Consider the following 14,978-nt stretch of genomic DNA (forward strand, 5'->3'; position numbering starts at 1 on the left):
GGACTATTTCCTTCCTGCGATGCGAGCTACTCGAGCGCCCACGTAATCTCGTTCTTCTCGGTTCAACACCAGCAGCCAGAAGGCTGCCAGCCAGCCAATACTTCCCAGAAGCGCACCCAACAAAATATGGCGGTAACTGTCGTACATCAGATATTGACCAACACCCAGAATAATAACTGCCATTAACCCAGCCGGCACGAAGCCAGGCAGCACAGACGAGCGCAAATACTCTCTGACGGGAAGTTCGAGATGGCGGCAGGTATATCGGAGATATAAAGGGACAAAGATCAACCCGGGAACGACGGAAGCAAAAGCTACGCCCTCAAGGCCATACGGGTGAACAAGAACAAGGCTCAGGCCAATATTCAGTGCGGCTGCCAAAGGAGTGAGGCGTGCAAAAATCCCGTGTTTGTCAATCGCCGTCAGATAACGACTGGCGAACGGATTGATGAAAGGCAGCACCGTAAAGAACACCAGAAACACGATAAGCCATTCCGCCTTCTCACCAAACTCGGGCCCCAACCATACAGAGATAAAAGGCGCCCCCAACAACAGAGCCCCCGTGCCCATGGCCAAAAGAATGCTGACAACGTAACGGGACGAAATCAGAAAAACCCGCCGGATGGTGTCGTTCTCAGCCCTCGCGCTCAAGCCACTAAACAGCGGCATAAAGGCGTGGGTTAACGTCCAGCCCAGTCCGCGAATATGTTGCGTCAGGTTCGCCGGAATACTGTAGAACGGAACCATAGCAGGTCCCATAATCAAACCAATCACCAAAACATCCGTAGCGTTTTCAACTCGGGTGGCAATACCCTGAACGAATGATTTAAAACCGAAAACAATCAGCTCTTTCAAACGCACCCAGGAGTAGGATCGCCAACGGACCCTGATCGCACCAAAGGCGGGGCGGGACAGCAACCACATGAAGAGGATGTACTTTATGGTAATCCCAATGGCGTTGATGCCTGCCAAGAGCACCAGACCGTTTTCAGGAGTGATAAACAGGTAAAGGAGCGTGGAGCCCACGATCGAATTGATAATCGTGATATTGTTTTTAAGGTAGTACTTCTGGAAACCTTCCAGGTAGCTCTCTGCAACATATCCGGGAAACGAGATTAACAGGTGGGCGCCGATAATGATCAGAAACAGCGTGTACTTCTGATATGGCTCTCCCTCCGGGGCGATCGCACCGGAAAACCATATTCCCCAGCATAGGAAAAAGGCGAAGAGGAGCAGACCGACCATCATCATGAACGCAAAGGCGGACATGTACACAGACTCAAGTGCCTGTGAATCCTGCTCGGCGTGGTGTTTCGCGGCATACCGACTGATGGCCGGCCGCAGGCCCAGGTCCAATATCCCCATGTAGCCAATTACAGCGCCAATCATCTCCCACAGACCGTAGTCGTACTTCCCAAGGTTGTGAACGAAAACGGGGGTCATAATGAAGGTGATGACCAGTTTAACGAGCATCACCAGGACATTTGAGCCGGTATTCACCAATAAAGTACGAATCACCTATTGGACTCCGGCTTATCCACAACGTCATTAAAAAGATCAACCAATTTACTGGAGGTTTGGCCGACATCGAATCTCAAAGCTGCTTCCTGCCGGAACCTATCCGATTCAAGTTGAAAACTGTCCCGATTTGCTGCGAACAACCGGATTTTTTCGAGAAGCCCGTCCAACGATCCGACCTCGAAAACCATTGCCGGGGTATCGGCAACTACTTCCTTCATCCCAATACAATTAGATGCGATGAGAGGTCTACCAGCTATCATTACTTCCATCGGCAGAAGCGGGCACGCTTCCCATTTAGAAGGCATGACAACCACATCCACCCCCCTTATGGCTTCAGCCATCAAATCTGTAGCGGGAAAGAAATGAAAGAATGATTCCAAACCACGGGAACGAATGTCAGCCTGCTCTTCCCTGATAAACCCTCCCCAACCGAAGCAGCATACATGAACCGGTTTTTCACTACTCTCTCGGTTCAATCTATCAACGGCATCAACCAACAGACTAAACCCCTTTTGAGCCATGAACCGCCCAAAAAAACCGAGTACCAGGGCATCAGAGGGAATGCCTGCCTCGTTGCGGAGATCCCTGAAACTATCCACGAGAAAACAATCAGCTTCAACTCCATTTCGAATCCATTTCACGCTCCCGCGGGAATCCAAACCGGGAAACGTGTCTATAAAGTTCGAGGCCGCGTCCTCACCAACTGGATTTATCATATCTGCCAAAGAGAACAACCGACCCATTACCCACTTCTTTAGCTTTCCAAAGCGCCCGTGGAAATACCCCGGCATAAAGACATCGTGAGTAGTTATGACATGAGGTATACGGAGTAACCAAAGCGGCAATGCCGCAATCAGACCAGCTGTAAACCCATGGGAGTGGACCAATTCCGGCCTAACCCTAACAACCTGTTTAATAAGCGCAATTAATAACATGGCGGAGTTATCAGAAGACTGAGCAGCAACTTCAACATTTGCCCGTGAAGCAACAATGGCCTGAAGTGCCTCGGACTTTGGTGTTACCAAGCTAAAGGCATTATTTCTCTGGGCTTTATCGCCATAGACATAGGAAAAATACGTCCTAATACCACCGCCTGGGTGCTTGGCAAAAACGACAATTCTCATCAGTAAATCCTTTTAAAATACCACTTTCAACATAGGCGAAGTGCATTGATCAATTTTAATAAATCTAGTGGATGACCGTACCCAACGAATCGGAAACTCTTCAAACTTAATCATTATTTTAAAAATGACTACACAGCCAGAAAACAATACCAATAAATATAAGGAGCATAACCCACCGAAACTCGATCGTCTCTAACTACAAAATTAGGCTATGAAGAAAGACCTTTTTTGGCACATACAGAAAACCAAAAATCATAAAATAAAAGCTGGGAACAAACACCTATCAGGATATGTTTGCACCTCGTAACTCCAGAGCAGACATCAAACCTTTAATAGAAACGTTTCCAATTTTCATTAAATTCCTACCATACTCATACTTCTCAGAGATGCCTATTTTTAAACCTCGAAGCCAGCCTGTAACGGTGATTTACTGCAGCCTCTCCATTCAAACCCTCGTTTCTCTCGATCTCATCGACAGATGGGATTAGCCTTCCGAAAGCAATCACAAGGCCCGCAAACAGGTACCAGTAATACTGAGAAAGCCCCCAGTAATTAATGCTGTATACAACATACATCCAAAAAACACACAAAAGAACCTTATTTAATCGCAAAAAATAGTTCCCGGAATCAGAGACAATGTCGGTCATCTTCTCCCTAACCGACTTTAGTTTTTTAGCGATTTTCACCAAAAACATCATAAATATGATAAAACCAATAAATCCGAGCTCAATTAAAACTTCAGCATACAAGTTATGGCTTGCCTGTCGTGACCCGAGCTTATGTGTTTTGGCTTCGGGAGTTGTTCCCAAACCATGACCAACAATTGGCCTGCTCAACCCCACTTTAAATTCATTAACCATTCCACGAAATCTGCCTTCCGCCGAAGCCCCACCGGCAGTATCCCTATCGATAAGTGATAAATATCTATCTTTTTGGATCGGTGTCATAACGCTGAACGCACAAACAACAACGATGACACCTAGCGCAATCAATCCCGCCTTTCGCCTTGACTCCTTAAACACAAAAAAGGCGACTACCAGCAAAGCAATAAATCCACCGCGAGACATAGTAAGTATCAGCGCATAGAGAAGCAAAGGAATCAGGACTAAATATACCCCCTTACTAAACCAACCCTTAGGCCAAAGCAGATAATGTAGGAATGGAATGACTGTCGCTATAACAAATCCCAATTCATTCGGATTAATTACATCCGCTGGTGCACCTGAAAGCCTGTTCGCAAACTCAGCACCCTGAAGGTGTGTTGCGCTTCCCCAGTATCCCTGGGTTATATTAAGATACAATGGTTCCAGAACACGAAATATCTGACAAAATACGAATACAGCTACAAACCACTTGAGACGTTTTTCGGTATCTATAGTTAGCGCCGTAAAGAACAGAAAAACCACGGCCTTCAGAAAGGTTTCCCAATTACCTCGTATAACGCTCCCAGGCCACTCTACCAAGGGCAAAGTCAGAATAATGTACCCCACCAAAAGGAAAAACCCACGAAAAACTGGATCATTAAAACGCCCTTTGAATTTCTCTCGTTGAACAAACAATAATGTTGAGAGAATCAGAATCCCTATTAAGGTGGGCCTTAGACTACTGTAGCCGGGAATCCTTGCTGGAAACCGTAGGAAGTAATCCACGATAAAATACAGATAGAATAAAAATGTAAAGGTGCTGACAGTTTGCGTCGAAAGTCTCGCCCTAGAGAGAGTTAACGCTCCAACCGCCAGAACCATTACGCATTTCCTCCGCGGCTTGCGATAACAGTAGCGCCTATATGAGAATCTCTCCGCAGTCTTATTTCCCTCCTTAGCCTATGCCCTAGAAATTCAACGCCAGATGTAGCCTTGAAGAATTGAAACATGTCATCGCCACTCACGTGACGACGCATTAAAAACGGATCTTTTGTTCCATTCGCATCAGGGAATGCCGTCACTGCCCCGAGGAACCCTGAATCTTCAACCAACGCGGGCAGGAAACGCTGGAAATCAGAGGGCTGACCATTTGGATAGCAAAAAGTACGCGAGCGCCGCCCAAGGTTTTCGTTCAATGCATTACGACACCCAACTATTTCTGCTTTAGCCTGAGATTCGCTGACCCTCCCCAACGAGGGATGGGTAACTGTATGGCCTCCAATTTCAACACCATTCTGCTGCATCTCCGCAAGCTCATCCCAGCTTAACGGCTCAAACTCCGGGGGAATCGACTCGGGAAAGATCTTCCCGAGCAGGCGGGCCAACTCATCGATGAACCAATGTTTCTCATCATCAGGCAACGACAAGGCGTGATCGTTCCATTGCTGCCAATAGACTTGACGTGTTTCGGCATTCACCGGCCCCGCCTCACTCCGCAGAGTATCGATCTTTACTGCTTCGTGAATATAGTCTACCTGGCTCAGCAACCAGGTAATCTTATCCGGCCACAGCCAGAGTTTACGCTCTATAAACCCCGTGGTAACAAACAGCGTGGCAGGTACCTGGTACTTCTTGAGGATCGGATAAGCATACTGATAAAAATCGCGGTAACCGTCATCCACGGTAATAACGATCGCGTGACGAGGCATGCGGCCGTGCTCACGCTTATACTGCATTAACCCAACCAGCGAAAACGGATTGTAGTTATCCTTGATGTGTCGGACCTGCTGTTCGAAGAACTGTGGACTTGCCCACCCTTTGACCGGCGGATCCGAAAACCGGTGATACATAAGGATGCGTGGCTGGTTCCGGCAGATCTGCCTGGCTAGCTTATAGCCGCCCCAAGGGCCCAGCGTGCGAATGGTTTTCGAGAACAACCCCATACTGCATTACTCCTTGTTCAGCAGAGAGCCATAAACTTCCTGATGCTGCCGAACCATCGTTTCCATACTGAAGCGCTGTCTTGCATTAACGCTGGCATTTTCTCCCAAACGGGCACGGAGATCACCATCAAAAGCCAATGCTCTGAGGCGTTCCGCCAACTCACTCACATTACCACAGCCATACAAAAAACCGGTTTCTCCGTGGGCAATCGCTTCCGGATTGCCCCCCACGGCGCTACAAACCACGGGCAATCCCGCCTGCATATACTCTACCACGGCGTTAGAAAAACCTTCGGATTCAGAACATAACAAACCGATATCCAGGCCGGCGAGACAACCCCTTACATCCCGACGCGCGCCCAGGAAGTGTACCTGCCCTTCAATCCCCAGTTCTTTTGCCATTGCTTTGAGATCCTCGGGGTCCCCATCTCCAATGATAACCAGATGCAAAGCCGGGCTTTGCCCTGACAGCAACCCTAGCGCTCGTATCGCATCTTCCATCCGTTTTATCGGCCGGATGTTGGCCACAATTCCAGCGAATACTGCATCTGGATGCCCGGCTCGCAACTCCTGTAGCTCCGAAGGTATTGAGGGTTGCACGTCCTCAAATTCGTATCCGTTATAAATCACGTGGGTATTATCTGAAGAAACAGGCTCATGCCGAAGCGTCACCTCCTTAACCGCCTGACTGTTGGTGATCGCGGCGGCAACAAATCGACCACTTAGGTTCAACAGAGCCAGATACTTGCGGGTGTACCAATACCCCATATCCCGCCTGGAGATAATCGTTTCGATGCCAAGCAAACGGAAGATCGGCGGACAGACGACGGAGGAATCATTAAAAAACACATGAGCCAAGCGGCCACCAGAAGCCCGAAACCGCCGGGCAGTTCGCCAAAGCGCATACCAGGTAGCCACAGAAAGAATACGATGCTGCCCCAAAACCGAGTAATCACAAGGGAATCCGCCCATCTGAAGAAACTCCGAATCCCGGAAGACCAGCAGGTGAGGTTTGAACCTGGCTCGATCCAGGCCTTTAACCAACTGGAAGAGCTGGCCCTCAGTACCAGCATTGGGATTACGGAAGTGGTCGATAACAAAGAGAATGGGCTGCGGTGCGGAATCCATTAAACCTGTTCTCGCCCTATGAGAACCTTTAAGGCACGGGTGGGGTCAAGTAAACCTGAAGAGACAAGATGCGGTAGCGCCTTGGCCTTACGCCTTTCTCGCCAATAGGTCTGTCCTAATCTGAATTGAAGCACAGCCTTGCGTTTTCGAATTGTGCTTCTCGTGTAGGGATAACGTTCGTTAGCTCGGCGAAGAATTTCCAGCCCAGTAAGCCAGCGACGTTCGAGCCCTTTAACACTAATGGCGTCGTCGTGTTTGCGGTAATAGAAAGCAAGCTTCGGCAAATAAGCGCATTTAGTCGCTTCCATGATCCGAATAGCCATATCGTGATCCTGGCCGGCCCTAAAAGATTCCTCAAATAAGCCAGCCTTCTCAAATACCGAACGACGAACAAGTGACCCCCCTGGCAGCGCCATGTAACAATCCAGCAGTAGCCGGTTAGGATCACTCAGTTCCTGATGACCATCACCAGGAACTTTGAACAGGAAATTACCATCAGCATCTACTGCATGACCTTGGCCATAAACCATACCTGTTTCGGGGTTAGCTTCCAGGAACGCTACTTGATCGGCCAATTTTTCTTTGGCGAACATGTCATCACTGTCCAGGATTGCAATATAGCTACCGGCCGCTTGCTGAATACCCAGGTTAATTGATGCAGACTGGCCCCGATTCCTTCGTTCAGGGTGAGTCAGAAGTACCAGTTTTCCTCGTTCTTCCCATTGTTGTAACTTTTCATAACTGCCATCCGTCGATCCATCATCCACGACAATAACCTCAACCGGACCGTAAGTCTGATCAAGCGCCGATTTAATGGCAGCATCGATATAGGATGCACGATTGTAAGAAGGGATGATTACGGAAACCAGTTCATTCGATGAAGACGTCACGACACTTTTCCTGGAGGGCATGGTATTACGAGAACCTTGGAAACCGGATACCTAACTCAGATAAATACCGATAATCATCTGCCAGACGATCGCGACTATCATCACTGAAATAGTGAAAGTCCAGGCGTTGGCTGTAGAATGGCTCTATATCAACGGTCCAAGTCTTACCATTGCTGATTGACCAGTCGCGCAGCATATCATTAAGTTTACGGGAATTAGCCTGCGCACTGATATTCTCTAACGAAGTCTGACGAACCTGCTCGTGCCCTTCAAAGTTCCTGTACTCCAGTATCTTCTGCCTCAGCTCCCTGACAGATTTCACCAGCGCGCCCGTATCTTCATTGATAAGGCTTTTCGTACCGATATGCGCATTGCGGAACATCAGTACAGGAGTGCCAGACATCAGAGACTCCGCCACGGCTATAAACGAGCCTTCGCGATAAGACATCGCACAGAACATCTTCGCCCTTCGGAAATATCTTCCCAGCTCTTCCTGGCTGGGATCCTCAACGATCGTTACCTGATCCGATACGCCGTATTCCGCAGCCTCCTGACGGATACTCTCTGCGGTTCGGGAACCCAAAGGAACGCCAACACACGTCACCTTGATATCTTCAGGCAGCCCCTTTAATGCCTTGAACAGCAGCCAATGTCTTTTGAAACTGGCAAAGTTGGCAACCATCAGGCAATCAATATCTCTTTCCTGGACTGGCCCTTCAAAGAAAGTTGGATTAACCCAACTGGCTGCGTTAAATGGGAGAGAATGGCAATTAGTACCAAGGGTTGGAACCAGCTCACGCTCATGACTATGAACTGGCATAACAAAAACGGGTTCTTGCCGGGCTGCGGCCACCAACCTGAATAGCTCTCTGGAGTACAGACCACTCCAGGAAGGGATAAAAATAAGCTGATACCGAGCAAGGATCTCATCAACCCGACCAGAGTCAAGCATCTGTGTTAATTGGTTCTCGAAAGAAACCAGCAGTACTCCTTTCTCGTCTTCTGAGACATATTGTTTCAACACAACGCAGTAACTCAGGGACACTGACCTAGCCCCCCTCACCGCACGATTGGCCAAGTCGGCTAAACCAAGCGCTTCAGGTAGCTGACGTTTATACAGGTAATTCCTTGGAAAGTGCGCCAACACACCTGTAATTTCCTGGAGCCTGGAATCGTTTCCCGACGCCCGTCGTCCGCTAACCGCGCCGCGCCAAAACATAGAAACCAGAAATCGCCAGCCGGCGAGATCTGATTCACGAGCAAGGTTAAACAACTCCCGCTTTAACTTCCTTGTCATCTATCGCTCCACTGAGACCGTGCACTTGAGAAGGCAAAAAGTCTGCCTCAGTTGACTTGTAATTGTATGGGTTCGGGCGGCGAGGGACAGTCGACACTTGCACACAGCGAAAATCCATTCTTATTTGGAACCCCGTTTTCGTCGAAAACATACAGATAAAGTCCTGAAGATGAGTCGAAGGCGCCAAGATTCACCGAAAACTCGATCTCATTCCTCCCCCACCGGACAGGCCTCTGCAGCTCATAGTGTGTCAAATCGTCATAGTTTGAAGCGTTCCCGATTACTACTCGCTGAACACTCTTATCCATGTATATCTCGGAAATATACATATTCTGCAATTGATCCTGCTTGGCATTATTGCCAATTAGCGCAATCGTCGGACTATACGCCTCTTGGTATGCTGCCCTAGGATCAAACTTTGCGATTCCGCCCAACTGTCCATTAAACCACGATTTAAGTGTGCCTTTCGCTACATCTAACTCCACCTCAAAGTGATGCCAAACATCTGGAATCATATCTCGTGACTGATAAACCCTATTGGACGAATAGTTCCTATCTGAGTACGCCACCAAAAAATAATCGGTGTGGGACAGGCTAGTTCGTATTCCCCGAGAATCTGGATCGTCCCATATACGAAGAGTTTTTGTTCCAGGCGTTTCATATCCAACCCCACTACCCGCGCGAAATTCATCAGGAAATACCGTTTTTGCGCCAGATTCAACACCAACTAACTGAGCGCCTTTAAGTTTATTAGCATTCGGATGGCCGGGAAAAACAAAATTCAACAACCCCTCTTTATCTTTCCCAATATATTCTCCGATCACCTCACCACTAGATCTAACGACTTCTCTTTCTTGAAAATCTCCTGACATTTCACTGGGAGTAAAGCGCCAGTAATAAAGAGAGTTATAGTCAACTTTTACCCACCAACTAATATAGAGCTGATTATTATTAATCGGCGTGTCCCAACCTCCAGGTCCACCGTATACAACTGGCCTTCCAAGCCATACATTTTCTCCAAACAAATGATAGCGGGCTTTATCAAAAGGATGTCTAGGCTTCGACTTTGTGTCAAAACGAACAGGCAAATCAGAGCTAACTGCAGCCCAAAGTGAATTCGGATTCACTGATGCCGGTTCAATAACCTCTCCATCGACAAACTCTGAGTAGGCGCTATTCAATTTTCCATACTCATAAGCGTGACTCACGTAGTCGACTAACACAGGACTAGACTCTTCCTTTACCCCAAAGTCGGTTCCACTGATCCTAGCGACTACACCTTGTGCTAGCCTGTCTCCTCCTGTGTCTATGCTAAACACTGCCGGGTCAGCGTAAGCAACAGCTGGAAGCAAAGCGAAACAAACAACAAGTCCATAAAATTTCTTCAGTTTCATCATATGAGTCGATCTAGATCTGAGAATAAGCATTCGATAGCTCCCTAACCCTGTCACAGGCCCTGAATGGTCCAGAGCTCATTAATGACAACCAATCTTCTGGCACACACACCTAAGTTTAGGTGTTTTAGGTCACAGAGCCACAATTACAAACATACTGTTACGCTATTAAAGCGTGAACGATCAACCAACACATGCATAAGCTGAATCCTGATGTTTACGCTTCAAATTCACTGGTTAGCATGCGTTAGGTGCCCAAAATTTCGTTAATGAACCTTTTCCATTGCTCTTCCCATCGCCTATTTTGATACGCCGCGAAAGAGTGCATCCGATCGCTAAAATTGTTTACATTCGAGAGCGTCGTCGAGACAGCTTCCGCTATCGCTGCTGGGTTAGGATCAGTATGGCAAGCATTTCCTGCGTAAAACTCGATAAGCGCATCGGTTTTTGACGTAATTAGCGGCTTATGCGCGGCCGCAGCTTCATAACCACCGCAAACAATAACCCATTCAGAAGTTGTCAACACCATAACTACATCACACGAAAAAATGTAAGCATCGTATTCTTCTTTGGAAACAAAACCAAGCAAGTGAACATTTGAAGGCAGCTCTTCTGATGCGGGATTGAGCCCCACCTTACGGTAGTTACCTGTAATGTGGATGTGACAATCGTTAGGGAGAAGTCGTGCTGCAGATATAACCTCCTCATAAGGCTCATCCGGAGCGTATGTGCAGACAAAAAGTACATTAGCGCCTCGTGGAAGCTCTAGCTCCTTTTCAGGTCGCTTCACGTCCGGAATTTTGTCATGTAAAACCAGGCCCCGACCTCCCTTTCTTTCTACCAGGCCTTTCAGGAAATCATTCGTCACCACCGTCAGGTCGGCCACTTTCAGACTGAATTCGCTGCAAAGAATTACAAACCATATTGCGGGATTTATACTGAATCCTTTTCCGAGACGGAAGTTGGTATGTCTGTCCACAACCAACGGAAAACGAAAAATAAGTTTCATCAGTGCAGCAAGCGCTGCAAGAACGCGGCTTGGATTCTGTACAACAACCAGCCCATTTCTATAGCGATAAAGTAAGGATAATGTTTTAAGTGCCTTGAGTAGATGCCTCAGTATAAAAGTCTCATTTGACTTAACAAAGTGATAGTCGGCGCCCAGCTCCTTTGCCAGTTCAATTGAACGACGGTGGTCTTCCCATGTAATCCAGCAGATTTCTCGATTCACATTAACTGCCTTGTTGACTGTGCTTCAGATTTCTTTGATATTTATTGATCAAAAGATCATATTCTGTATAGGCTTCGTATACTTGTAGGTTTCGCAAAATCGGCCCTTGCGCCTGTTCAAGGTCAACGTTGTCGTACCCAGAATTAATTTCAATAATAACCGGGCCGTGTTCTGTCACCGCAATATCCATACCAAGAAGCGGGTAGAATTCAAACGAACTATGAACCTTTTTGGCTAGATTAATTACTCCGTCCCAAAGTGGTATTTGATAACCAATAAAAGCCAAACCGGAGGTCGGGTGCATCTCAAACACGTGACTCAAGCGATCAAACCCTGACGGAGCCAGCTTACCTGTATTTATATCAGCAGCAACGCAGATGCCTCCCTGACTCAGATTGTCTACCTTACTACTCCCAACGCCAAACCTTGCATAGGTGCCTACAATAAGGACTTCACCATTGCTTCTGCGAATTGTAACTGCCCGAATCGTATTGGTAGAGGCAGATATTTTACTCATATCTTTATGCTGGTTGATGAATTCCTGAACAACCATTTCACCCTTGGCTGCAATCCTTGCTATCGATACTTCCTCACCTCTACTTATCGCTTTCACCTTCCCGTCACGAAACTCCGTACAAATGATTCCACCCCCACCTTTACCGAATCTAGGCTTGAATATGAGGCGTTCAACCCCTTCACGCGCCAAGTCGGCGGCAACACCTTCGATCGGCTGTCCATCTTTTACTACTCTCATAATTTTTGGCGTTGGAATCTGATTTGCCTTACACAGCATTTCAGAAACAACTTTGTCTTGGAAAACAATTTCGTAAGCTGCAGGCTGCACAGCTTTACGCAACTGTCTTCGTTGATAGGGATCATAATTCGAACCGTAGTAGTATACCCATTCTGCTTTGCTCTTCTCCCATAATCGGCACGGAGAGTAATTATCCGGAAAATATTTCAATCGAAAAAATATATAAAGGAAGTCAAACGCCACCTCTATTTTGGTCTTGGTGCACTCCTTCCAGTTCACTTTCGAAAAGCAGTAGGGAAGCGCCAGAAAGCGAAGAATTCGTCGAACATAGGGCACGCCGGCATCCACAATTTTGGATGCTTTCGCCTTACAACATTCGGAAAGCACTTCCAGGTCAAGCTTCACGTCAATGCCACCTCCCTGGCTGGTTGCTGAATTTTTTGCACGAAGTAGGATTTCTCCGCTTGCTGCTCCGGATTTACACCAACGTATATATTTATGACGATATTATTTCCTGTTCTACCGCATATCTTGCGCTCTATGTAGTCTTTCAATGCGGCACATCCAGCCAATGGCTCTGCGCTAACATAGATATCAACTTCACCATATTCTGCCTGGATCAGCCGGAAACTAAAAATTTCCCGTTCTAAGCGCTGGTATTCGTTGATTGCATAGGCCAAATCTACAGAATGGAATCGTGTTTCAGGAGTAACGTAGACAAAACGATGTATTGACCGGCCCTCAAGAACCGAAAGATACTCGGCACTGCCGAGGAGAGCACATTCAGAAACTTCAATTGTGCCGGAATCCCCGATTTCATAGTTGACGAGATTGGCTGACCTTCGAGATATATCTGTGACGAGAAGGGTCCCGTGATGATCTCTAACCAAAAGCCAGGGGTTTACCAGATGGCGGTGCCCGTTCCTGCACTCGAATGCCAAGATATCAAACTCTGTAGCTCCATACTCCTCCGCCACCGGGGCATTAAATACCATAGCCAAGTATTCTTTCTGTGCCGGCATTATTGTTTCCGCAGTACAGACTACACATCTTGGAGGTGTAAATTTAATGTTGTACTTTTCAACCAATACTGCCGCTTCCAACAACAAAGATGCATATCCATAAAGATAATCAGGTTTCCAACTCAGTATCTTGGCGACCGATTTGCACGCGTCCTCTCCCACTGGGAAGCACACTTTCCGATTAAGAAAGAAGTTCTTGAGGCGGCTTTTTACTCCTCCGTCCGCCCTAGCCCAAAAACGTGCCTCTCTATCACCCAAGCTCACACCATAGTGACTAAAGCAATAATCTCGTACGCCCAACATACGGGACAACTCTTCCCGGCGCAGCGTTATCTTTGTCGGCTCGCCAGTTGTCCCCGAGGTTTTCCTATTGAACGTACCTGAAGCTGATGCGGTTAGCTCCGATTCCCGGTATGCGGACTTAGTTAATACCGGAGAGGTGTACACATCACCTGAAGCTGATATGGGAACACCATCCGCATTAAGAGGTTTATGGGTAAGTAGGAAGTCATCGAAGGCACGCACCTGTTCTTCTCTCTCTAAATTCCAAAACTCCACTATATGCTTGCGCCACTTCGTTATCCGGAGGCCCGCGATAATATAAAACAGTCGTGTAAAATAATATCTGGGTCCACGCATCACGGAGCATCTCCCAGTGCCGTGATATAGACATCCCTGTAGCTTTTCTGCATCGCTTCCACAGAGTAGTGTGTGGCAACCTTCTTAGATGATCGGTCCGCCTTTAACTCTCGCTCTCCGTCGCTCAGAACATTTACAATATGTGTGCCAAGCTGTTTAAAGTCCCAATCTTGGGGCAGCACGTACCCCCCTTCACCGCGATCAAGAACAGCCGGCATTTCGCCCACTGGGGATACCAGCACTGGTGTCCCCACCGCCATTGCTTCGAGAAGAGTGATGGGCAACCCTTCAGTAAGAGAAGGCATTACGAGTAGATCAGATCTCCGTTGAAGGCAGGGCACGTTGCTACAGTAGCCGGGCATTAAAACATTATTGCTCAACTTAAGTTCAATAATCCTCGCTTCCAGGTTGTCTCTTTGCTTTCCCTCGCCAACAATCACGAGCCCGGCATTCTCAAATCTCTCGCACACCAGCCGAAAAGCTTCCACCAACCGAAGAAAACCTTTCTCCTGAGACAAACGTCCAACACCCAACACGATCGGTGAATGGCTCTCTATAAACTCCTCGGTTGGCCCATCAACTAACTGATCCGCTTGGAAGCAAATTGCTTCTATATCCAATCCGTTCGGAATTACCCTAACCTTTTGGCTTGACGATAGTCTGGCAGGCAGTTCTTTTTTCATCGACTCACCAACAAGAACAACACCTTGCAAAAACCTTATTGCAAACCGGTCGAGTAACTCATAGCACCACATCTTTGTGAACCTTCTGGCATGCACATAACCGTGCAGGGTGGCAATCATAGGGATTCGTCGTAGCGGTTTGGGATAACTGCCTAGCAGTACATTGAACTTGAAACCATGCGAGTGAAGGATGTCGTAGTCATTGGCAACCGCCCATTTCAGGATTTTACGACTCTCACCAATATTGAAACCCGGCTTCATACGCCAAGGTATAACTGGTAGACCCAAACGCGTCGCCTCAATTTCAAGAGGCTTCTGCGGAATAGTTAACTCCCCTGCACTGAGGATCATGGGCTCCAGTCCCTGACTAAGTTGGGCTTTCACCAATGCAAGCAACATCTTCTCCGCACCATAAAGCCCGCCGCTATCGATCAGGTGCAGAACTTTCACAGAGATACTCCACAGCAAACAACTAACGACGCGAATTCA

12 protein-coding genes are annotated in these 14,978 nt (G+C 47.6%); all 12 read right to left on the reverse strand.

Annotated elements, in window-relative coordinates:
* Positions 1-3 precede the first annotated feature (3 nt).
* Positions 4-1,518 (reverse strand): oligosaccharide flippase family protein, encoded by a 1,515-nt coding sequence (locus Q675_RS20815; protein ID WP_023010371.1) that lies wholly within the window; start codon positions 1,516-1,518, stop codon positions 4-6.
* A complete protein-coding gene (locus Q675_RS20820) occupies positions 1,515-2,645 on the reverse strand; it encodes a glycosyltransferase family 4 protein (protein ID WP_023010372.1) in 1,131 nt (376 codons plus the stop codon). The genes Q675_RS20815 and Q675_RS20820 overlap by 4 nt, the downstream gene beginning before the upstream one ends.
* 380 nt (positions 2,646-3,025) lie before the next feature.
* Positions 3,026-4,390 carry an O-antigen ligase family protein gene (locus Q675_RS20825; RefSeq protein WP_023010373.1) on the reverse strand — a complete coding sequence of 455 codons (1,365 nt, stop codon included), beginning with the start codon at positions 4,388-4,390 and terminating at the stop codon, positions 3,026-3,028.
* Entirely contained in the window at positions 4,390-5,451 is a 1,062-nt protein-coding gene (locus Q675_RS20830; RefSeq protein ID WP_023010374.1) for a polysaccharide deacetylase family protein, read from the reverse strand. The genes Q675_RS20825 and Q675_RS20830 overlap by 1 nt, the downstream gene beginning before the upstream one ends.
* A gap of 6 nt (positions 5,452-5,457) precedes the next feature.
* The gene (locus tag Q675_RS0118935) at positions 5,458-6,579 is read right to left on the reverse strand and encodes a glycosyltransferase (protein WP_031210952.1); all 1,122 of its coding nucleotides are present in this window, start codon (positions 6,577-6,579) and stop codon (positions 5,458-5,460) included.
* Positions 6,579-7,469, reverse strand: a complete 891-nt coding sequence (locus Q675_RS20835; protein WP_023010377.1) for a glycosyltransferase family 2 protein — start codon at positions 7,467-7,469, stop codon at positions 6,579-6,581. The genes Q675_RS0118935 and Q675_RS20835 overlap by 1 nt, the downstream gene beginning before the upstream one ends.
* Before the next feature lie 25 nt (positions 7,470-7,494).
* Positions 7,495-8,766 carry a glycosyltransferase gene (locus tag Q675_RS20840; protein ID WP_023010378.1) on the reverse strand — a complete coding sequence of 424 codons (1,272 nt, stop codon included), beginning with the start codon at positions 8,764-8,766 and terminating at the stop codon, positions 7,495-7,497.
* Between the two features lie 47 nt (positions 8,767-8,813).
* Positions 8,814-10,163, reverse strand: coding sequence for a hypothetical protein (locus Q675_RS38035; RefSeq protein WP_152525337.1), 1,350 nt, complete (start codon positions 10,161-10,163; stop codon positions 8,814-8,816).
* Between the two features lie 244 nt (positions 10,164-10,407).
* Positions 10,408-11,391 carry a glycosyltransferase gene (locus Q675_RS20855; RefSeq protein WP_023010381.1) on the reverse strand — a complete coding sequence of 328 codons (984 nt, stop codon included), beginning with the start codon at positions 11,389-11,391 and terminating at the stop codon, positions 10,408-10,410.
* 1 nt (position 11,392) lies between these two features.
* On the reverse strand, positions 11,393-12,550 hold the full coding sequence (locus Q675_RS37655) for a sugar-transfer associated ATP-grasp domain-containing protein (protein WP_023010382.1): 1,158 nt from the start codon (positions 12,548-12,550) through the stop codon (positions 11,393-11,395).
* Positions 12,547-13,809, reverse strand: a complete 1,263-nt coding sequence (locus Q675_RS0118940) for a CoF synthetase (RefSeq protein WP_152525338.1) — start codon at positions 13,807-13,809, stop codon at positions 12,547-12,549. The genes Q675_RS37655 and Q675_RS0118940 overlap by 4 nt, the downstream gene beginning before the upstream one ends.
* A complete protein-coding gene (locus Q675_RS20865) occupies positions 13,806-14,939 on the reverse strand; it encodes a glycosyltransferase family 4 protein (protein ID WP_023010384.1) in 1,134 nt (377 codons plus the stop codon). Before Q675_RS20865 ends, Q675_RS0118940 begins: the two co-directional genes overlap by 4 nt.
* Positions 14,940-14,978 lie beyond the last annotated feature (39 nt).

The organism is Marinobacter sp. EN3 (assembly GCF_000475315.1).
Lineage (GTDB): Bacteria > Pseudomonadota > Gammaproteobacteria > Pseudomonadales > Oleiphilaceae > Marinobacter > Marinobacter nauticus.

What these genes read in the sequence shown, in the direction of transcription:
- Q675_RS20820 (WP_023010372.1), bottom strand. Translation starts at nt 2,645, where the DNA reads ATGAGAATTGTCGTTTTTGCCAAGCACCCAGGCGGTGGTATTAGGACG.
- Q675_RS20825 (WP_023010373.1), bottom strand. Translation starts at nt 4,390, where the DNA reads ATGGTTCTGGCGGTTGGAGCGTTAACTCTCTCTAGGGCGAGACTTTCG.
- Q675_RS20830 (WP_023010374.1), bottom strand. Translation starts at nt 5,451, where the DNA reads ATGGGGTTGTTCTCGAAAACCATTCGCACGCTGGGCCCTTGGGGCGGC.
- Q675_RS0118935 (WP_031210952.1), bottom strand. Translation starts at nt 6,579, where the DNA reads ATGGATTCCGCACCGCAGCCCATTCTCTTTGTTATCGACCACTTCCGT.
- Q675_RS20840 (WP_023010378.1), bottom strand. Translation starts at nt 8,766, where the DNA reads ATGACAAGGAAGTTAAAGCGGGAGTTGTTTAACCTTGCTCGTGAATCA.
- Q675_RS38035 (WP_152525337.1), bottom strand. Translation starts at nt 10,163, where the DNA reads ATGATGAAACTGAAGAAATTTTATGGACTTGTTGTTTGTTTCGCTTTG.